General features: G+C 54.0%; 20 protein-coding genes and 1 pseudogene. 17 read left to right on the plus strand and 4 right to left on the minus strand.

Annotated features, from left to right (window positions below; genetic code table 11):
* The first annotated feature begins 42 nt into the window (after window positions 1-42).
* The 3 genes from IPM39_28215 to cas6 are packed head-to-tail and all read left to right on the plus strand — an operon-like array spanning window position 43 to window position 3,647.
* Window positions 43-2,343, plus strand: coding sequence for a hypothetical protein (locus IPM39_28215; protein ID MBK8989904.1), 2,301 nt, complete (start codon window positions 43-45; stop codon window positions 2,341-2,343).
* Window positions 2,343-2,888 carry a hypothetical protein gene (locus IPM39_28220; GenBank protein MBK8989905.1) on the plus strand — a complete coding sequence of 182 codons (546 nt, stop codon included), beginning with the start codon at window positions 2,343-2,345 and terminating at the stop codon, window positions 2,886-2,888. Before IPM39_28215 ends, IPM39_28220 begins: the two co-directional genes overlap by 1 nt.
* A gap of 6 nt (window positions 2,889-2,894) precedes the next feature.
* Window positions 2,895-3,647 (plus strand): CRISPR system precrRNA processing endoribonuclease RAMP protein Cas6, encoded by a 753-nt coding sequence (gene cas6, locus IPM39_28225; GenBank protein ID MBK8989906.1) that lies wholly within the window; start codon window positions 2,895-2,897, stop codon window positions 3,645-3,647.
* A 1,243-nt stretch (window positions 3,648-4,890) separates the two neighbouring features.
* Here the strand turns inward: cas6 and IPM39_28230 are convergent.
* The 3 genes and pseudogenes from IPM39_28230 to IPM39_28240 all read right to left on the minus strand — a co-directional run bounded on the left by IPM39_28230 (window position 4,891) and on the right by IPM39_28240 (window position 7,624).
* Window positions 4,891-5,226, minus strand: coding sequence for a hypothetical protein (locus IPM39_28230; protein MBK8989907.1), 336 nt, complete (start codon window positions 5,224-5,226; stop codon window positions 4,891-4,893).
* Window positions 5,227-5,246: 20 nt separating this feature from the next.
* Window positions 5,247-6,020: pseudogene (locus IPM39_28235) on the minus strand (ATP-binding protein).
* 8 nt (window positions 6,021-6,028) lie between these two features.
* Window positions 6,029-7,624, minus strand: a complete 1,596-nt coding sequence (locus IPM39_28240) for an IS21 family transposase (protein MBK8989908.1) — start codon at window positions 7,622-7,624, stop codon at window positions 6,029-6,031.
* A 523-nt stretch (window positions 7,625-8,147) separates the two neighbouring features.
* On the opposite strand from IPM39_28240, the gene IPM39_28245 reads away from it, so the two are divergent.
* The 13 genes from IPM39_28245 to IPM39_28305 all read left to right on the plus strand — a co-directional run bounded on the left by IPM39_28245 (window position 8,148) and on the right by IPM39_28305 (window position 16,297).
* A complete protein-coding gene (locus IPM39_28245) occupies window positions 8,148-8,705 on the plus strand; it encodes a hypothetical protein (GenBank protein MBK8989909.1) in 558 nt (185 codons plus the stop codon).
* Between the two features lie 532 nt (window positions 8,706-9,237).
* Complete coding sequence (locus IPM39_28250) at window positions 9,238-9,681, plus strand: site-specific integrase (GenBank protein ID MBK8989910.1); 444 nt, start codon at window positions 9,238-9,240, stop codon at window positions 9,679-9,681.
* Window positions 9,681-10,010, plus strand: coding sequence for a site-specific integrase (locus IPM39_28255; protein ID MBK8989911.1), 330 nt, complete (start codon window positions 9,681-9,683; stop codon window positions 10,008-10,010). Before IPM39_28250 ends, IPM39_28255 begins: the two co-directional genes overlap by 1 nt.
* Window positions 9,988-10,239: a tyrosine-type recombinase/integrase gene (locus IPM39_28260; protein MBK8989912.1), complete on the plus strand. Its 252-nt coding sequence runs from the start codon at window positions 9,988-9,990 to the stop codon at window positions 10,237-10,239. The genes IPM39_28255 and IPM39_28260 overlap by 23 nt, the downstream gene beginning before the upstream one ends.
* 538 nt (window positions 10,240-10,777) lie before the next feature.
* A complete protein-coding gene (locus IPM39_28265) occupies window positions 10,778-11,569 on the plus strand; it encodes a Crp/Fnr family transcriptional regulator (GenBank protein MBK8989913.1) in 792 nt (263 codons plus the stop codon).
* Window positions 11,570-11,727: 158 nt separating this feature from the next.
* Entirely contained in the window at window positions 11,728-12,114 is a 387-nt protein-coding gene (locus IPM39_28270; GenBank protein MBK8989914.1) for a hypothetical protein, read from the plus strand.
* Between the two features lie 37 nt (window positions 12,115-12,151).
* On the plus strand, window positions 12,152-12,469 hold the full coding sequence (locus IPM39_28275) for a hypothetical protein (GenBank protein ID MBK8989915.1): 318 nt from the start codon (window positions 12,152-12,154) through the stop codon (window positions 12,467-12,469).
* Window positions 12,470-12,489: 20 nt separating this feature from the next.
* A complete protein-coding gene (locus IPM39_28280) occupies window positions 12,490-13,290 on the plus strand; it encodes a cytochrome c (GenBank protein ID MBK8989916.1) in 801 nt (266 codons plus the stop codon).
* A 13-nt stretch (window positions 13,291-13,303) separates the two neighbouring features.
* Window positions 13,304-13,510 carry a DUF3565 domain-containing protein gene (locus IPM39_28285; protein MBK8989917.1) on the plus strand — a complete coding sequence of 69 codons (207 nt, stop codon included), beginning with the start codon at window positions 13,304-13,306 and terminating at the stop codon, window positions 13,508-13,510.
* Window positions 13,511-13,795: 285 nt separating this feature from the next.
* On the plus strand, window positions 13,796-14,107 hold the full coding sequence (locus IPM39_28290) for a cupin domain-containing protein (GenBank protein MBK8989918.1): 312 nt from the start codon (window positions 13,796-13,798) through the stop codon (window positions 14,105-14,107).
* A gap of 89 nt (window positions 14,108-14,196) precedes the next feature.
* The gene (locus tag IPM39_28295; protein ID MBK8989919.1) at window positions 14,197-14,622 is read left to right on the plus strand and encodes a ferritin-like domain-containing protein; all 426 of its coding nucleotides are present in this window, start codon (window positions 14,197-14,199) and stop codon (window positions 14,620-14,622) included.
* 61 nt (window positions 14,623-14,683) lie between these two features.
* The gene (locus tag IPM39_28300) at window positions 14,684-15,928 is read left to right on the plus strand and encodes a hypothetical protein (protein MBK8989920.1); all 1,245 of its coding nucleotides are present in this window, start codon (window positions 14,684-14,686) and stop codon (window positions 15,926-15,928) included.
* 3 nt (window positions 15,929-15,931) lie between these two features.
* Window positions 15,932-16,297, plus strand: coding sequence for a hypothetical protein (locus IPM39_28305; protein MBK8989921.1), 366 nt, complete (start codon window positions 15,932-15,934; stop codon window positions 16,295-16,297).
* A gap of 44 nt (window positions 16,298-16,341) precedes the next feature.
* Here IPM39_28305 and IPM39_28310 read toward each other — a convergent pair whose 3' ends face one another.
* Window positions 16,342-17,181 (minus strand): hypothetical protein, encoded by an 840-nt coding sequence (locus IPM39_28310; GenBank protein MBK8989922.1) that lies wholly within the window; start codon window positions 17,179-17,181, stop codon window positions 16,342-16,344.
* A gap of 380 nt (window positions 17,182-17,561) precedes the next feature.
* On the opposite strand from IPM39_28310, the gene IPM39_28315 reads away from it, so the two are divergent.
* Window positions 17,562-18,929 (plus strand): IS4 family transposase, encoded by a 1,368-nt coding sequence (locus tag IPM39_28315; protein ID MBK8989923.1) that lies wholly within the window; start codon window positions 17,562-17,564, stop codon window positions 18,927-18,929.
* Window positions 18,930-19,259 lie beyond the last annotated feature (330 nt).

The following is a 19,259-nucleotide window of genomic DNA, read 5'->3' on the forward strand; positions in this document are numbered from 1 at the left end:
TATCTTAACCTTCAAAGAAAAGGGAAGCAATAGAGCAAATCAGTGAAAAAGAAGCACGTTGCGGCAACGGCCGTTACCCTCATCCTCTTTCTCTTCCTCCTCCTAATGGTCTGGCTTTTATGGCCCGTGCCCAATGCTGCCCAGAACGACTTGGCTGGCGTTACCATCACGAATGGGCAGGAAGAGGCGGCGCGGCAGTACGCGCTGGGCTTGGTGTATGAAGAAGCTGGAGATTGGGCGGCGGCCCAAGAACAGTATGCCGAGGCCGCTCTTTCTGTGCAGCCGGAAATTCAACAAGCGGCCACGGCCGGGTTGTCTCGTGTTTTGGCTGCCCAAGAGAATTGGCGTTTAGCCTGGTGGGCGCAATGGCGGGCAACGGCCGTTTGGCTTAGCCAGGTTTTCTTTTTATTAGCTATAGTAGCTGCTGTTATGAGTCTGGCGTGGTTATGGCGCAGTACCCGGCAGCCACGCCTAGGATACCTGGTGCAGCCGGTTCAGGACTTTACCAAAGATGGTTGGGGCAATGGTCTCCACCATCTTCTTTTTTTACAGCTACAAACAGCACAGCGAACTCAAACCGCCGCCGTTGAGGCGCTGCAAACGCAGGCATTGGCGGCGGGCCTGTTCCCTGTCATCACCCCCTGGCAGGAAATATCAGTCCCTCTGGGCAACGCTCTGTCTGTACTCGAGAAGGTGACTGTGGCTGGGGTGAATGTAAGTTTACGGCCGTTTGCCCAAACCCTTTATACCCTTTGGCGGCAGCAAGAATACACAATCACCGCGCAAATGCACCAGCGCGGTGGTCGTCTTGCTCTCCATGTCGAAATTCGCCACCATCCCGATGGTCACATTACCTATTGGGAGATTGAAGGAGACGCGCAACAATCGCTAGCTGAACAGCGTGAACTTATTGCCAGCGAATGGGCCTACCGGCTGATGGCGACCCAGAGCGATGGGGATGCTCCTCCCTGGCATGCGCTGGCTGCATATGTGCATGGTTTGCACCTCTGGCAGCGCTACCGGGAAGACGGCCGTTACCAGCCAGACCTGCTACAGAAAGCTTTGCAGCAAGTACGGGCCGCCCAAGCTGATGCTCCTTTTTGGGTGCCAGCCCAATTCACCCTGGGTACGCTGTACAATGCGCTTGGTCAATATGAGCTGGCCGAAGCGACATTTCGCCAGTTACTTGCCACCAACAACAGCGAAGACGATCTTCCCCTGCGCTACAATTTGGGCGTTAGTTTGTACCATCAGGTTGAAAAAGGGGCTTGGGCACGCCAAAGCGCCGCTGAACAGTTCCATCTTGTCCGGCAGAGAGTAGAGGCCGCCGCGACCCACGCCAACAAAGAACTAGTGTTGCTGGCATTAACCTATGCTGGTTTGGGCATCGTCGCTGCGCTAGAGGCCAGCCCGCGCATCAAAAAAGCAGATTGGCAGGTTGACCCGCAAATGGAACGGTTAACGGCCGTGCAGTTTTACGCAGATCTTGCCCGTAACCTTGCGGCCAAAATCTCAGATGCACAAATGCGTGCCATTGTATTCGCTGCGGCCGACCATAGTGATGGGTTTGCCCAGTTGCAAGTAAAAAACATGGAAGCAGCACGCGATTTGTTGCAGCAAGCCATTGAAGGCCGACCCGCTTACCCCGTTCCCTATGTAAATTTGGCCGACACCTATGAAAAAGGCTCGGAAGAAGCGATCACCTGGTTGAAACGGGCATTAGACATTCAACCGGGCTTTGCTTTTGGTTGGTTCCATCTCGGCCAGGCATACGACACAAAAAGCAGAAACGACCCAATCTGGCGGGAAGCGGCGCGTGAAGCATTCAGCCACGCGGTTAATTTTGCCGATGCCCAGGAGCGGCTGGGCACTATCGCCTTCAAGCAGGGTGATTACCAGCAGGCAATGACCCATTACCATACAGCGGTACAACTAAACGGCCGTAAAGAACACATCTGGCGCAGTATGGCCTGGCGCACATTAGAGGCCATCGAAAAAAGGTGGATTGCTGAAACAGACGCGACTTTACGTGACGCGCTTCGCTGGGCAGATCAGGCAGTTGAATTGACCGCCGGCACAGAAAATGAATGGCGCGCGTATGATGTGCGGGGATGGGCGCTGCGATTGCTGCAACAGCCACAGGAAGCATTGACAGCGCTCGACCAATCCATTGCCTTGAAAGAACGAGCGCAAAATCTTTACCATCGCGCACAGGTGCATCTGCAAATCGGGAATATCAAAGCGGCAGCGACGGATTTGCACCAGGCCGAAAAGTATGTAGGAAAAGATGAAAAGTGGCGATCAGCCATCCAAGTCCTGCAACAACAATTGGGTGACATGTAATGGAAATGGATAAATGGCATACTGTTCGCAAAAAATTGCAAGCCGAGAATAAGGACGGGTTAATTGAGCTGCTGCGAGAACTAACGGCCGTTTCCCCAACAGTAGCGCAATTCTTACACGCCCGTTACCTTGACACCCAAGACATCACCGCACGCATACAACCCTATCTGAAGCGAATAGACGCTCAATTCGAGGGAGAGGAAATGTGGCCGGATTTGGGGCAGATTGCGCAAGCCATCCAGGAATACCAGTTAGCAACCCGGCAAGAGCCAGACGGTACAACAGAACTGTATGTTTACGCGCTTGAAGCTGTCGCAGGATTTTTCTGGGGCATAGGCATTCATGATATGGACTTGTTGGGCGATGTCGCTGAATTTGCCTGGGAGTGCGTTTCCCACTTTAACGATTTCCCTGCTCTATATCCTTTGTACGCTGATCGCTTGCGTGACATCGCGGCAAAGTTAAGTGAACATGAATGGGAAGGATTGACCGATCCTTTTTATCAGTTGGACGCGGATATGGATAATTCAGTAGAACTGCTGTAAGTTGCCATGCACACCATTACCTACACCTTCACCCCCCTGCGTGATCCGGTCAACGGCCGTTCCATCCACGCCCGCGGCCTGCACGGCTTCCTCTTCAACATCACCGGCCAGGCCGACCGGGCCGAATCCGACTGGCTGCACCGCCACCCCACGCCCCGGCCGTTCACCTTTGTGCCGCTCTACAACGACGCCGGCCATCTGGCCGGGCTGCGCCTCTCTGCCCTGACCGACCGCGCCGCCACGCTCTTCCAGCGCACCGGCGAATGGTTCGCCCGCGAGCGACGGCCGTGCCACATTGGCGGGCAGGAATTCACCATCGCTGACGTGCAGACCGTGCCCGGCCCCGGCTGGCCGCAGCTGGCTCTCAGCCAACCCGGCCATCAGGTTGGGCTGCGCTTCCTCTCGCCCACCGCCTTCAAGCAAGGGCCGCGCCATCTGCCCTTGCCCATGCCGGGCAACGTCTTCGCCGGGCCGCAGCGCATCTGGGAAACATTTGCCCCACCTATGCTGCGGCTGCCCGAAGGCTGGCTGGATTGGTGCGCCCGCGATGTATTCATCACCCGGCACAGCATCGAGACGGTGACGGTGGCCATAGACCAACGCGAACAATTCACTGGCTTTGTCGGCGAAGTCTGGTTCCTGGCCCATCAGGGGCAAGAGATTGACCTATGCGCCTGGCAGGCGCTGACCGACCTGGCTACCTTCTGCGGCGTCGGCCACAAAACGACGATGGGGATGGGAGCAGTCGCCCGGCTCTGAAACGGCCGTGCGAGTCCGATATAACCCGAAGGAAAGGAGTTCGGTTAACCAGAGTTTTTGATTAGAGTCATTTTGCAGGATTGTTTCAATGAAAAAATGATGGCTGAATTGTTTGCTTGAAAAATAGTAAGACCTGGTGGTCTTGGTGGACGTGGGTAGTTGGGTCGCGGAACGGCGTTGCGCGGACAAGCCAGGCAAGGTCATGGACAACGGCTATGGACAACGTACGTGGACAACGGGTATGAGAAGCGCATAGGGCGGCCATTGTTAAGTTGTGGGCGAGATAGACCGCTATATCGAGCGGTCTGACGGTGCGAAAGTGGGCTGAAAATGGCATATATGGGGGTTAGTGTCTGGGGCGCTGAGTGGTGTGAAAGCGGGACCCTATCTTGGAAAAAGAGGGTATCTCTTCGGTGGAAAGGCAAAGCAGGTGAGAGAGGGAGTAGGGGTAAATTCGTAATGGCCTGTGGGTAACACACCCGCCATATGAGGCAGGCTATCGAGTGCATATGAGAAATTATCGGGACTTTTTCACATATTGACGCTTTTCATACTCGAGAGGTTGCCCCATATGGTTAATTTGTTACCGGTGGGCCTGAGAAAAGTGCTTAATGTGGACACATGGTCAGATGAAAGTTGACACATTTGGCATATTAGACTCTGCCAGTGTGGTTCAGAAATGAGATTAATCGCTTAAAAAACCGCAAGAGTAGAGAAATGCCGCATTTTGGGCGCGATTTCCGCCAAAAATGCAAGAAAAAGGCTCAGAAAGGCTTCTGCGTAATTGGCTGGGCCACGATACCCGGCCAGATGAAAGGTAACACATTTGGGACATCAAACTTCGCCAAGACGCTACTAGAATGAGCTTGATTGTTCAAAAAGGGCGATTTAGCCACTGAAATCGGCTGGGAGAATAGAATAGGCGAAATCTAGGCGCAATTTTCTCAAAAAACGCAACAGAAAAGGGCTGAGGCGAAGCTAATGGGGTTCGAGGAACCATTTTCCCAAATGCACATAATTGACTTCTGCAGCGCAGAAAATCTATTTCGGCCGGTCGCTTCTCCTGACGAGGCTGGCGCTTCGGGTGTTTTCCAGCGTTTCTCTGGAACTGTCAACGACAATTAGAAATGCCCATCAACGACAATTAGAAATGCCCATACCGTTCCCATAAAAACACGCCCCGACAAGCCGTCAGCCAGCCTGCCAACCACCACCATAGGCCCTCCTTAATGCTTCCCATCTGTCACCATATCTCATTGAGCCACACGGCCGTTTCCTCCAACCGCGCCAGCGTCAACCCGGCCGACTTACCAACATACCGCTTGTACAAAACGCCATGCACCCGGCGATAGGCATACCACAGTCCCATCTGCCGCCGCCGCTCCTTGCGGAAAGACACAGGTCCATACAACGGGCCATGCCCGCGACACAGATTGCGCCGCTGTCCACTGCAATAGCGGAAGGCCGACGCCGTTTCCAACCAGGCAAACCAGGCGGGTGACTCCACCGAGCACACAGGCACGGGGTCGGGATAACAGAACAAGAGTTGGTCACGGATTTCTGGCGTCATTTTTGCCACGATTTTCTCCCCATGAAAAGTTACCCTACGCCCACCTCTGGTCGCAGCGCCGCCTGACTCCGTTGCGCCTCTTCCATGCGCATACTCTGGATGTCTCGCCCAAACTCAATGATGATGCTATGATGCACCACCCGGTCTATGGCGGCCGCCGTCGTCAATGGGTCCTTGAATATCTTGTCCCACTCCGAAAAGACCAGGTTGAGGTAATCACCAGACTGTGCCGCTCATACCGCTCGCTCAAAAGGTGAACAACACCTCCATCTCTTCCCGACTCTGCTGCACATAGCCAATATCATCCAGAATGACCACCTCAAACCGGTCTAAACGCCGCAGTTCTCGTTCCAGTTCATATTCCTGCTTAGCCCGCAGCAGCCGCCCCACCAGCGAAGGTCGGCGTAAACAGCACCGAACGGCCGTTTTCCACCAACAGATGCCCACGGCCGCCGCCAGATGCGTTTTGCCTGTGCCCGGTAAACCAAAGCACAACACATTCTGGGCCTGATTGACAAAGTCCCGGCCTGCAAATAGGGTAACTGCCGCCGGATGCGCAGCGGCAAGCGGCCTTCGTCAAAAACGGCAAACGTTTTCCCCGGCGGCAGCTTCGACTCCAGCCGCAGACGCTCAATGCGCCGCTGCTGCCGCGTCGCCACCTCCTGTTCCAACAAGTGGGCTAAAAAAGCATCCAGCGGCCAGTTATCCCGTTCCGCGCAGCGCATCCCTTCCTCAAGCGCTGCTGCCATCGTCGGCAGCCGCAGCGTCTTGCAATGCAGCCGCACCATCTCGCTCTGATTCATGCCCGTCGTCATGCGCCACCGCCTAGCGCGCCACCGCTCAGCGCGCCACCGCTCAGCGCGCCACCGCTCAGCGCGCCACCGCTCAGCGCGCCACCGCTCAGCGCGCCACCGCTCAGCGCGCCACCGCCGACCAACAACTGGTCGTACAGGCGCAATTCCACCACCGGCTGCGTCAGCGCCGGCACGACCGCCGTTTCCACACGCAGGAGTTCGGCCACATCCACCTCGCTCCACGTCTGACCGGTGGTCAGCAGCAGTTCCAAAGCCGCCGCCACGTCACACTCTAGATGACGCGCCGCCAGATGCAGAATTCGCAAATAAGCTAAATCGGCCCGGCGTGGCGCATACTGCCGGTCCAGCGCCTCCCACGCCTGCCGAAAGACGAGCGAGGGGAACAAATCGTCCCGATACCGGTAGCGGCGAAAGCCCCCCGGTTTGCGCAGCAAGCTGTCAATGACATGGCGGTAATTCACCTGGTGGACCTCATTGCCAATGAGCCGGGCGAAGCGGTCTACCAGTTGACCGGCGTAATAAATCTCCAACGACCACTCATGGATAACCACCGTCACCATTTTGCCGATGAGCGACGTGGGCACAGAATAAGTCTTCTCCAGCACTCGAATGAGGCTGCCCTGACTGACGCGCAGCCGCAGTTTGCTGTGGTTGGCCAGCGGCGTGGCCGACAACGGCCGCATCACCGCCAATTCTTCGCGCAATCGCATCTCGCGCCGTTTGTTGCGCTTGTCCATGATGTCAAACAAAAAGGTCTCATACACCGCCAGGCTGGCGAAATCGCGGCTGCCACGCAGCAACAACTGCTGCGCCACCGACTGTTTTAGCTTGCCGTTGCTCGATTCCACATCCCCATTCTCGTCAGACGCACCCAGATGAATCGTCTGCGGCGTCAGGCCATAGTGGGCCAGCAGCGCCAGATACTCATCGGTGTACGGCCGTTCGCGTCCCTCTTCATCACTGCGCAAGCGGCGGGTTGCCGCCGAACTGTTGTCTGTCTGGACAATTTGCGGCACATAGCCCAATTTCAGCAATGCGCTTTGTAAGCCCAGGCGCACCGCGCTCAACGATTCCGACTGCGCCACACGCCCCCATTCCCAGTTGGAATAAGGCAGGACGCTGTGGATGAGCATGTGTTTGAACGGTTGTCCCTCCAGCGTCACCTCTAGTTCGGTCATCCAGGTGCCGTCCAACTGCATCATCTCGCCTGGCTCCCGTATCTGGTCCAGACTGGCCGTTTGCTCTTGGTTCAGCGCCCGCCAGGTCGTGACACGTCGTTGCAGGGTACGCAGTTGACCCTCCTGGTATTTGCCCGGCTGCTGTTCGCACAGCCAGTCGAACAATGTCTTAGCTTCCAACTCCGGGGCCGCGGCCAGCATTTTCTCTAACATCGGCCACTCAGCAGCAAAAGCATCCGGTCGGGTCTTGTACGTCCGCGCCTTCTCTAGTTGACGGGGCAGCAAACCCGACTGCTCGTATTTGCTGACTGTTTTGCGGCTGCGCAGATTGGCTTTGGCCGCCGCCTGTTCCTGATTCTTACCCTTCTTTCGTTCACGCATAGCAATCCTCACTTGTGCGTCGGTGGCTGTCATTGCTTTACTCCTTACATAAATGTCAGGAGTTTAGCCGCAGTCACGTTGACGCCTAAATGGGCATTTCTAATTGTCGTCAGTGGGTAATTCTAATTGTCGTTGGCCGGGCGAAGTAGAGTGTCCCAAATGTGTAACCTTTCATCTGGCCGGGTTTCGGGCCACAAAGACAAGATGCCTACAGGGTGAAAATTTTTATGCTGAACTCGAGAACACTCCGTATTTTGTTGGCGAAATAGAGTGTGCCATATGTGTAAAGTGTCATGATACTGCTGGCGAATTGTTTTATCGCTCCTAAAATGACAAAAACAGCCATTTCGAGGTCCAAAATGATCGGAATTTGTTCGTTTCATCACCGATTTTTGACCTGTTTGAATTCGCCAGCAGTATCGTGTCATGTGAACAGGTATCTAATTGTGGCACATTTTCTGCCACATTCTGATTTTGAACCAAACCGTCCAAGAATTTGGCTTCGTCCTTTTCTGTTTTTCAGGCTGACCAAGGTTATGGTAGAAGGTTGGAAGAGATGGAAACAATTGAAATGAGCCAGGATATCCCCACTTGGGCAAAGCAACGTGTTCTCCCAGATGATCCCGGTTTTTTAGAAGTACGCCAGTTGCATCGTCAAGGTAGAACGCAAATCCAGTTACCCAACCTTAAAGAGCTAAAAGGCTGGTCTAAGTCTCATGGCTGGCCGACACCCATGTTTGGTTTTAAGGAATTATTTATCACCAAGCTGTTCGAAAGTAATGAGACATTTTCACTAGCGCTCAAGGAAAGCGGCATCAACATTCATATTCCCATCAAAGAACACATCCTTACAATTGAAACGCTCAAGAAATTGGATGCGTTGTATGAGGAAAGGGACGACAGTGGCCCCCTTGGAGGACGTCCTACTGGCTGGGGAACCCTGGTCAATAAGCTGCGGGAGATACGTCACCTTGTCGAAGCGGGCGTTAAGGTGAACGTTGAAGGAACCCAGACGGTTCTGACCACGTGGCAGAGCTTCTACGAGTGGGCGCACGGCCGTTACCATATGCTTGAAGATGGTTACGACAGTTGGATAGGTGATGACGTGTCGTAAAGGCCAGAGCTGTCAACGGCAATTAGAAATGCCCTGCATTGACTCAAAAAGAACCTTGCTTTGCCATTTCAACGCCAGGCATTTTCACGTGCATACTTTGTTCAAGTGTAGGATTTCGTAATTTTTGAGGATAGCCTCTCGTCCAATTAGCTGGCTATTCCACAGTTTTTGAGACAACTATTCCGCAGTTTTTGAGAATTTCCTACAGTTATGCCTTAATTTTTGAGAATAACCTACATGACTTGTTCGCCCTATCCCACAATTATTGAGAAAGCCTACAAATCTTCTACCGGCTTCCAGAGTAGCCGGTTTCCAAAATAGGCCATTCTCAAAAACTGTGAAACGGAATTCTCAAAAATTGTGGAACAGATTCTCAAAATATATGGAACAGTTCTCAAAAATTGTGGGATCCTACATCAAGAAAGGTCCCTAATTGTTACAAAACTCAACTTTATGTCAACACAATACCTTATGATAATCACCGTTAACAAAAGCTATTGACAGATTGCAGAATTTGACATAACATAACCACATGGACAGACAAAATACAGCCCTCATCCCCCAAGATGACTGGTATGCCATCATTGATTTGGTGACGCAGAGTGTGGACAGCCCGCACAGCAAGCGGGCCTACAGCCGCGCCCTCATTGATTTCCTGGATTGGTATGAGCAAAACGGCCGTCCCGGTTTCAGCAAAGCCACGATTAACGCCTACCGTGAAGAATTGGTGCAATCCGGCAAAAGTCGCAGCAGCATCAACCAGGCGCTGTCGGCCATCCGTAAGCTGGCGGCCGAGGCCGCCGACAACGGTTTAGTCCCCCCCACCCTGGCCTATGGCGTGGAACGAGTCAAAGGGGTCAAGCAGGAAGGGGTGCGCGCCGGCAACTGGCTGACCAAAGAGGAAGCGGAGAAGCTGGTCAACACACCAGTCACCCGCTGGCGGCAGGAAGAGATTCCCCGACCATTCTGGCGGTGATGATTGGTACCGGTTTACGACGGGCAGAAGTGGCTGGTTTGACCTGGGAGATGATTCAGCAGCGCGACGGCCGTTGGGCGATTATCGACTTGGTGGGCAAACGGGGCCGGGTACGTTCGGTGGGCATTCCGCCCTGGGTGAAGGTGGCGCTGGACAGTTGGGGGCAGGCAGCGCGGCGACAGCACGGCCGTATCTTTCTGGCGTTGAACAAAGACGGCAGCCTGGCCGGGTCGGTGCGCACCAAAGGGGGCGGCCTGACCGATGGTCATTTGACGCCGCAGGCGATTACAATGTGGTCAAGGCGACATGCTGGCGGTGGGGTATTATAATAGGAAGGGAGAAGCGGCTTTAGCCGCCCATGACTTGCGGCGGACGGCGGCGGCGCTGGCCCTCAAAGGCGGCGCCGACCTGCGGCAAATCCAGCAGATGTTGGGCCATGCCAGCATCACGACCACCGAACGGTATCTGGAACCGATGCGCAGTTTGCAGGTGACGGCCGGTGACTTCATCCAGATTGAGCTGGCGCTGGCGGCCAATACGCCAATCCCTCCAGTTTAGGTGGCACTTCCGTTTTGGACAGGTTCTCCCAATACCTGTGTTGCTTTGCCTATACCTGATAAGCAGGCCCCCAATACCGTAGAATTCCCGACAAAAAAATCCTGAAATTTCTTAGAACGGCTCTCAGACTGTCAACGACAATTAGAATTACCCACACACAAACGCAAAAAGCCCCTGACCTTCCCGCCTCTTGCCGACCCAACTTTTTGTCCATACTGTGGACTAGCGAAGCTGTCACCAAGTGCCACATAGAGGCTAGAAATTGGTGTTTTGCAGGATAAAAAGCCTGTTTTTGACCAGGCATGAAGCCTCAAGACGTTCTATTTCGTTTTTACGGCCTTAATCGCGTCATCTGGTGCAAAATTAGCCGCTTTTGGGCAATCAACGAGATAGAAGATGAATTCTGTTTCGTTTCAGCCCAGTTTACGGCCAGCAAGTGGCACTTCTTGACAGCTTCGCTCGTTTTGGGCCTATAACGTCGTCGCCCTGGTCATAGTCTCCCTCCTCCTGGCGCATGTTCATCAACGAACGATCGGTGATGATCGTCATTCCAAATGGGATGCGCCTGCTTCGGGTTAGCTGGGAAGACAGTCTCTTGGCTTTGCTTTTGTTACGCTGGGCGACGGCCGTTATAATCACGCCCACGATGATCTCTGACACCACCCTGGCGCAGATTATTCAACAAATCAACAACACCCCGCTCTTTGCCGGGCTGGAGGAGATTTATTTGCGAGAATTGGCGCAGGCATCCCGCTGGCATGAATATGAAACGGGGGAGATCGTCGTCTTGGAGGGCGAAGCGCAGCGTGGTCTCTATTATTTGCAACATGGTTGGCTCAAAGTCATCAAAACATCGCCCACCGGCCGGGAACAAATTTTGCGCTTTTTAGAGCCAGGCGACACCTTCAATGAGATTGGCGTCTTTACCAACCACCCCAACCCGGCAACGGCCGTTGCCCTAGAACCGGCTGGCGTCTGGTTGATACCTCGCGGGGCGCTGCTGCGTTTACTGCAAGAACACCCCCATTTTACCCAACAGATCATCACGAAAATGGCTGAGCGCATGTTGTATCTGGTCTCCTTAGTAACCGACCTTTCGTTACGCCCGGTAACCGGTCGCCTCGCCCGACTATTGCTTGAGGATGCTGTTGAGGATGTGCTGGAGCGGCCGCGCTGGTACACCCAATCTGAACTGGCTGCTCGCCTGGGCACAGTGCCCGATGTGATACAACGCGCCCTGCGGTCCCTGGAAAATGATGGTCTGATTACCATGGATCGTCACCAGATTCATATTTTGAATCGCCCAGCCCTGACAAAAATCGCCTTGTAACCTGATTCCATCTCGCCAAACCCGACAAAAGTCGGCGACTCCCAATCGTTCACCGGATACACTGGGGTTATCAGGTGAACGATTTATTATATGGGGTGAAAATCCCTACAATGGAGCAGAATGAGATGACAACGATACAAGCGCAAACGAACGCATAGTTGGACCGGAGACAATGGGCGCTAATCGGGTTGGCAACGGCCGTTGCCAGCATCATAGCAGTTCTTATGGTACAGGCATTGGCCATTGCCATTTGGCCCGATATTGCCCTCTTTAAACCGCTGGATAGCTACGCCCGCACAGCGCTCTTTACGCTAATCCCGGCGGCGGGGGCCACGGCTCTGTATGCCTGGCTCACCAGCCGAAAACAGCATCCAGAACAGACTTTCATCAAAATAGCCGCAGTTGTCCTAATTCTCAGCGTTATCCCCGACTATCTGCTGCCGGTAGAATATAAAACCTTCCTGGCTAGCAGCGTCACCGCCTTTTTGCATGTGGTGGCCGCGGCTGTCACCGTATCCGTTCTAATTATCGGCTATCGGCGGTAGACCAGCGCTTAAGGGATCGGGAGTACATGAGCGCGTCATGACCCAATCAACACAAGGAACAGTATCCCAGCAGCGGCTGTTAGTGTGCGGCTGGATTGACGACTTGGGTGGCGAGGTCGCTCGCGGAATGCTGGTTCTGGCCCAGAATGGCCGTATGGCCGGCGCGGTAGCCGCCGTAGTGCAAAGTGGCCCAACCCAGAATGTTAGCCACATTTTGCTAGGACAGATTCCGCCAACGGCCGTTTATCGCCTCATTCCTCTTGATTTATTAGACCGGCTGGATGAGGATCGCATCTGGCTGCGGGCATCCTGGCAACAGATTGCGACCCTGCCCCCCTATCAGCCGGAAGAGTGAAAAACTATCGGAACGACCGTATGAAACAAACAACTTTTTTGGCCCTGGCCCTTATTTTACTGCTGATCGCCTGTGACCAAACCATGCCCAAGCCAGACGAATCGGCCGCCTCGCCCGGCATGGGCATGGGCATGGGCATGGGGCGGCAAAGCGGCATGATGGCGCTTCACCATGCACCTATTCCTGAAGCGTATGTCGGCCTGTCTAATCCAGTAGCGGCCGACGAGACCTCTTTGGAGCGGGGTGCGGAACTGTTTGCCGCGCAGTGCGCCTCCTGCCATGGGGACGGCGGCATGGGCGATGGCCCAGCCAGCGCCGGCCTGAACCCGTCGCCAGCGCCTATCGCTCATACCAGCCAGATGATGGGTGACGACTATCTTTTCTGGCGCATCAGCGAAGGCGGAGCGATGGCCCCCTTCAATTCAACGATGCCCGCCTGGAAAGGATCGTTGGCTGAGGAGGCACGCTGGGACGTGATCAATTATGTTCAGGCGCTGGGTAGCGGCGCAATAACGCCACGCCAGGCGTTGGGCGGCGCGGCCTTTGACCCCGCCGCGCAGGCAGCCCAACAGGCGGCCATGTTGGCTACGGCCGTTAATCAGGGCGTTTTGACTCAGGCTGAGGCAGACACTTTCGCAGAAGTTCACGCGGCTGTCGAAACGGCACGCGCACAAAACACAGCCAGTATGCAGGGTAACATGGCCGATATGCAAGAGTCAATGCTGGCAGAGCTTGTCCAATCAGGAATGATTACCCAGGAGCAGGCGGCTGCCTTTAACGACATCCACAACCGGTTGCTGGATTCCGGATTGATGGAGTAGCCAGTTTTAGATAATGAAACAGGCCATTGTGGGTTTTGAACTGGATGACGTAGGGGATTGGCGGGCGATCCTGGCCTGCACGCACAGGCAGCACGTCCGCCACAATCCGCCGCTGTCCAACCGGCCGTGGGCGCAAACGGCCGCCGGGCGCGACCGTTTTCTGGGACACCTCTTGGACTGCAAGCTGTGCGACGAAGAAAACCAGCGCCAGCAAGCGTAATCTGAATAACGGCCGTCACCCAATCTCCCAAACCGGCATGGTCCAATCAGGCTGAACGCTCCTTTACAAATTTCCGGAATGAACACGGAGGGCACGGAGGAGTCACGGAGATTTGAGAGGAGAACCGAGCTTCTTTCTCCGTGAATTCTCCGTGTTCCTCCGTGTAAGAATTTGTAAAGGACAGTCTGCCAGAAATGAACCATGCTCCAAACCCGACAAAAGTCGGCGACGGCCGTTGCCTTTCCCCCTATACTACAGCCAGATACAACCAAAAGGAGCAACAAAATGACTCAAGCAACTCTTTACGCCGATTGGCGGGAAAAAGTGATCTACGCAGCCGAGGGACCCCAACCGCAGCCGCTGATGGCTGATGAAAAGGTCAAAATTATTGTCGCCGGTTTGGAGCCGGGCCAAAATATACCTCCGCACGCCGAATCGGCCGCCATGTACCACATCCTGGAAGGCAGCGGCTGGATGCTGGTGGATGGGGAACGACTGCCGCTTACTCAAGGCGCCACCGTGGTGATGCCCGCGGGGACGGTACGCGGCATAGAAGCCGAAACGCGCCTGGCTTTTCTGGCCACGCGCATTGCTTAAAGCAAGCGCCAGGCACGGGGCAGATGGCCTTAGTCATACAAATACCTGACACTCTGCGCCCGACGCTTCAAACTTACGGAGAAATAGACATGAACAAACAAACATTAATCAACAACTTGAACCAAGACCTCGCCGGTGAATTCAGCGCCATTATTCAATACCTGACTTATGCCGCCAAAGCCACCGGCCCTTACCGGCCACAGTTGGCCCAATTCTTTCTGACGGAAGTGGCCGACGAGCAGCTTCACGCCCAATTTCTGGCCAATAAAATCGTGGCCCTGGGCGGCGAACCGGTCACCACGCCCCGCCCTGTGCCTGCCGCCAGCAACAATCGGGAAATGCTAGAAGCCATTCTGACAGCCGAGCGCAAAGCCGTGGCCGATTATACCCAACGCGCCCGCCAAGCTGAAGAATTCGGCGATAAAGGGCTGATGGTGCAGTTGGAAGACATGGTGCGCGACGAAAGCGGCCATTCCGAAGAAACAGAACGTATGCTGCGCGATTGGCCGCTGTAGGTATTTGTCTAGAGTGGTTCAATCTGGGAGATTGAACCACTCTACAGGAAGTTTATAACTGATGAGTCTTTATTTATTGATGACGGCGCTTTTTGTCCTGATGGCGACTTTGCTGGCTGCCGATGCGGCGTTGGCCAGCTTTACGCTTGTGCCCTGGTTTAATGGGCTGCGTTGGCTGCGCGTGCATTTGATTACGTTGGGGGTGATGACAGAAATGCTCTTCGGGCTGCTGCCGGCCATTGCGGCCATTCGCGCCGGACGACCCAGGCCGAAATTCCGCTGGGACATCTGGCTGACATTGAATATCGGCTTGCTGACGCTGCTCATCGGCATTCCCATCATTAATCAGGTGCTTATCTTCGTGGGCGGTACGCTGGTTTTTGTAGCGACAACGCTGTTAATTGCCCAGTTGCGCGGGTTGTATACGCTAAAACAGACAGGCATGGCTTATGAGAACGGCCATATCCGTAACGGCCGTAAATTCTACATCGCCGGCCTGAGTTACTTATTGCTGGGCATTCTCGTGGGTACCGGCCTGTGGCTGGGTTGGAGCGACTGGTTAAGGATCCAAACACCGGTGGAAGTGCATATTCACGCCAACAACTGGGGCTTCCTGACGCTGGTTTTTGCCGGACTGCTGGTGGACATGTACCCGACGTGGGCCAAACGGCCGTTGGCCTGGCCGCGCAGCATTACCCCTATCTTCTGGATGCTAACCATCGGCGCATTAGGATTGGTGATCGGCCCTTGGATTAAATCCAACTATTTTTCCGTGCCCGGCATCATCCTCTTTTTGACAGCTACCTTCTGGCTGCTGCTAAACGTCATTAAACCGCTGTGGGGCGACAGGGAAGCCTGGTCGCAGCCCGGTCTCTGGCATCTAGTAACGGCCTACTTCTGGATTTTGGCCCCGGTGTTGGTAGCCCCATTGATCATTTTGGGCGTGCCCGGTTTTCCCGGCGCGGGCATTGAGCAAAATGCCCCGCAAGCTTTGATCTATGGTTGGGCGCTGCAATTTGGTTACGCCTTCATCCCCTTCTTTTTCTACCGTTTGTTCCTGCCCCATGAACCGGCCCGGTTGGGCGGCAGTTGGTTTAGCCTGGTCACGGTCAACCTGGGCGGCTTCTTCCTGTGGGCCAGCATCTTTCTGGCTGGTTACACGGCAGTGCTGCATGGCGCGGCCTACCTTTTCTGGACGCTATCGCTGATTCCCATTGTCCTGACGTTATGGCGCATCGTGCGCAAAGGGTTGGCCGGCCTGGATGACGGCATGGCTTCGTTGGAAGGCGCGGCCGCTGGAGATTAAAACATGAACGCAAAACTTTCTAAAATCGCGGCCGTTCTCGCTTTGATTATCGGAGCGATGGCTGTCTTTGCCGGGGGACGGGTATTGTCAGGCACAGACCCCGGCTATTACGTGATTGATTGGCTGCCGGTCTATAATTTTACGTTGGGCGTGGTGACAGTGGGGATAACGGCTATGCTCATCTGGAAAAACAGCCGCTATGCGCGACCGGCGGCCATTGCCACCTTTGCTGCCCACACGCTGGTTATGCTTATTTTGCTGGCTGCTTATCGAGACGTCGTCGCCCCAGACAGCCTGGTAGCTATGATAGTGCGAATCGTCGTCTGGATCGTTATTCTGACTCTGCTTTTCTTCGCTGCCAAAAAATAATAGGAACCCTGAGTAAAAGAGTGTAAATATGAACTGGCACTGGGTCAGTTGAATGGGAACGTCTGAATCGCAAACAACTGCACCCAGGATAACCCCATGGTGAAGATGCCCAAGGCAACGGCCGGGACCACCTTCGTTGTAAAATGGGGACGGATAAAATTATGCAGCAGCCAGTGAACGTTCAGGCGCCGCTGTAAAGCACTTTTCAATTTAGCATAGGTATTGGCCTTGCGGCGGAAGCAAGCCAGCTGCCGGCGAAGCGCGCTGTTGAACGCCTCCACATGATTGGCGTGAATCGCCGCTTCTTCTAGATTTTGCACGGTTTGGGGATGTTCTCGTTGGGGCGTTTCATATTTAGGGCGAGAGGACTCAGGGGATAACCCTTTGTTCTTCACGCGCACTTTCACGCCTTTAGGGAGCGTTTTGACCGGTTGACCTGGTTTCTGGGTATACAGTGCCCGGCAACAGGCAGCAAATAGAAAATTGCCATAGCGGCGCTCCCCGTCGGTGAGTAAGGCGAGGTCTTCTGTTTGGGCCATGACTTGACAGATGTCTCGAATAGCCTGGGTGAACAATTCCTGGTCTCGTTGCCCACACTGGAGCGTCCAGAGAAAACGACAGGCTCGTTCCATGATAACTACCGTCCACCCTTCGGAGTCAGCGGGGGGTCGGTTGCGCTGCACTTTGGTATAGAGTTCATCGCCTTCCAGGATTTGTTGGAGAAACTGATGACACAAGCTGTATAGAAGCAGCACCTGTTTGACACCTGATAAGCGACGTTCCCACTCTTTGATGCTGTTCTTGGAGACGTTGAAGGTACGGCAAGCCGCGTTGATACCCAATCCTTCATGAATGGCGGTCAAAATCTGTTGAATGCGGCTCAACGGCGTTCGCAAACCGGCCAGGGGCGTTCCACTAGTTTCTGAGAAGTGGTTGCCACAAGTATAGCAACGCAGTATTTGGCGTATTTGGTGGCCTTGGACAGTATAAGTTGTATGCACTGTCGAATTATCCGCGTAACATTGCGGACAAAGGGATTTGAACAAATCGAGATTTCTGAGCATTTTCTCCACAATCGAATTGGTCTTTGAGCGTGGATTTATGGCTCATTTCTTGATTTTGTTCAAATCCCATTCAACTGACCCAGTGCCTATGAACTGGACTCTGGCGAAAATTATATTTCAGTCGAGTGTAGGAGCAGGTTTTAAACCCATTTGCTCCAACAAATGTAATTCTAATACAAGTATGGTAGATAGTGTCCCTTATGAACGACACAGAAAACCTAAAACCCGAACAGACTTTGGCCCAAAACATCGAGGGCTTTCTACAAGAAATAGTGGAAGCATCAGAATCATTGCCAAACACCAATTCCTATTACGCCGGACGCCCCATAACCTTACCAGCTCTTGTCCTCTGGAGTAGTGTGTTAGTTTCAGTTCTGCGTGGTTTTACGAGTCAACTGGCCATATGGCGTATCATCACTTGGGATGGATTCTGGGGACATACTCCGTATGAAGTTTCCGATCAAACCATTTACAACCGTCTGTCCGATGGGGGGAGTCAGGCGATGCGCCATCTGTTTTACCAGGTGCGCGATGGGTTGAAAGCAAGACTTGAGCCATATACCCAGACTTCGTTAGCCCCGTTCGCCAGCGGCGTGTATGCCATTGATGGAAGTACCCTGGACAAAATGGGGCGATATTTACCCCAACTACGTGCGATAGCCAATGGCGATAGTCGTTTGTTACCAGGAAAGATGGTGGCGCTATTTGACCTGCGCCGCCAGCAATGGGCAGAAATGATTCACCTGGAAAACCCCAATCAGAACGACAAAACAGTTGCGCAAGACCTGGTGGATAATTTACCCAAACAGAGCCTCATCTTAGCCGACCTGGGCTTTTTTGGTTTTGCCTGGTTCGACTACTTAACCGCCAAGGGCTTCTGGTGGATTTCGCGCTTGCGCGAGAAGACCAGCTACGAAGTCATACACACCTACTACAAAAGCCCGACCTACTTCGATGGCCTCATTTGGTTGGGCAAATATCGTGCTGATCAGGCCGCTTATGCTGTTCGTCTCGTCCAGTTCACCGTGGGGTCTGTGCAATATCAATACATCACCAATGTCCTCGACCCACAGACGTTGCCGTTGCGGGAAATTGCGCTGCTCTATGCGCGCCGTTGGGATATTGAGTTGGCTTTTAAGATGGTCAAACAATATCTCAAATTACACATCCTCTGGTCAGCCAAAACGGAAGTGGTTCTTTTGCAACTGTGGGCGGTTCTTATCATTTCTCAGATGTTGCAAGCCATTCGGTTGGAAATCGCGGGGCTGGCGGAAGTGGACCCGTTTGATATCTCGATGCCCCTCTTGACGGAGTACGTCCCTAAACTCGCTTTAGAAGGCAAAAATCCAATCCAAATGATTGTCAACGATGGCCGACGTGTGGGTATCATTCGTCCTTCGCGGCGTATTCGCATCCAAACGCCGGAGATTGACCCGGCCATGATAACACCGTTACCAGAGGGGGTCGTTTTGATTCGCAAGCCACGTTATGCACAACGCAAATCTTTGCCCAAGCCCATACCCCTGAGGTGTTGGCACTTTTTTCACCTTCCAATAACGTTGCCGTAATATAAGAATTACATTTGTTGGAACGGATGGTTTTAAACCTGCCCCCTACCAGAGGCGAATTAAAAAACGCCAGAGTCCGATATGAATTGTGATGTGTTTGATACCTATGTGACCCGCCTGACAGGCAATTGGTGCGCTTCGATGTGGCTGCGCCATTGGCACAGAGCAGGCTGCGGCGCTGGTGCTTGACTAAGCGTATCTACTCAGTGTAGGCATAATAGACAGCCCCGTCACGGCTGAACGCTGCCGCCTCTGTCATGGGAAGCAAGCCATTGTCGAACCAGGCTATATTGTTCTAGCGATGTAGGGCTGCCCACCGTCCGTCGCCTG

Source organism: Candidatus Leptovillus gracilis (genome assembly GCA_016716065.1).
Lineage (GTDB): Bacteria > Chloroflexota > Anaerolineae > Promineifilales > Promineifilaceae > Leptovillus > Leptovillus gracilis.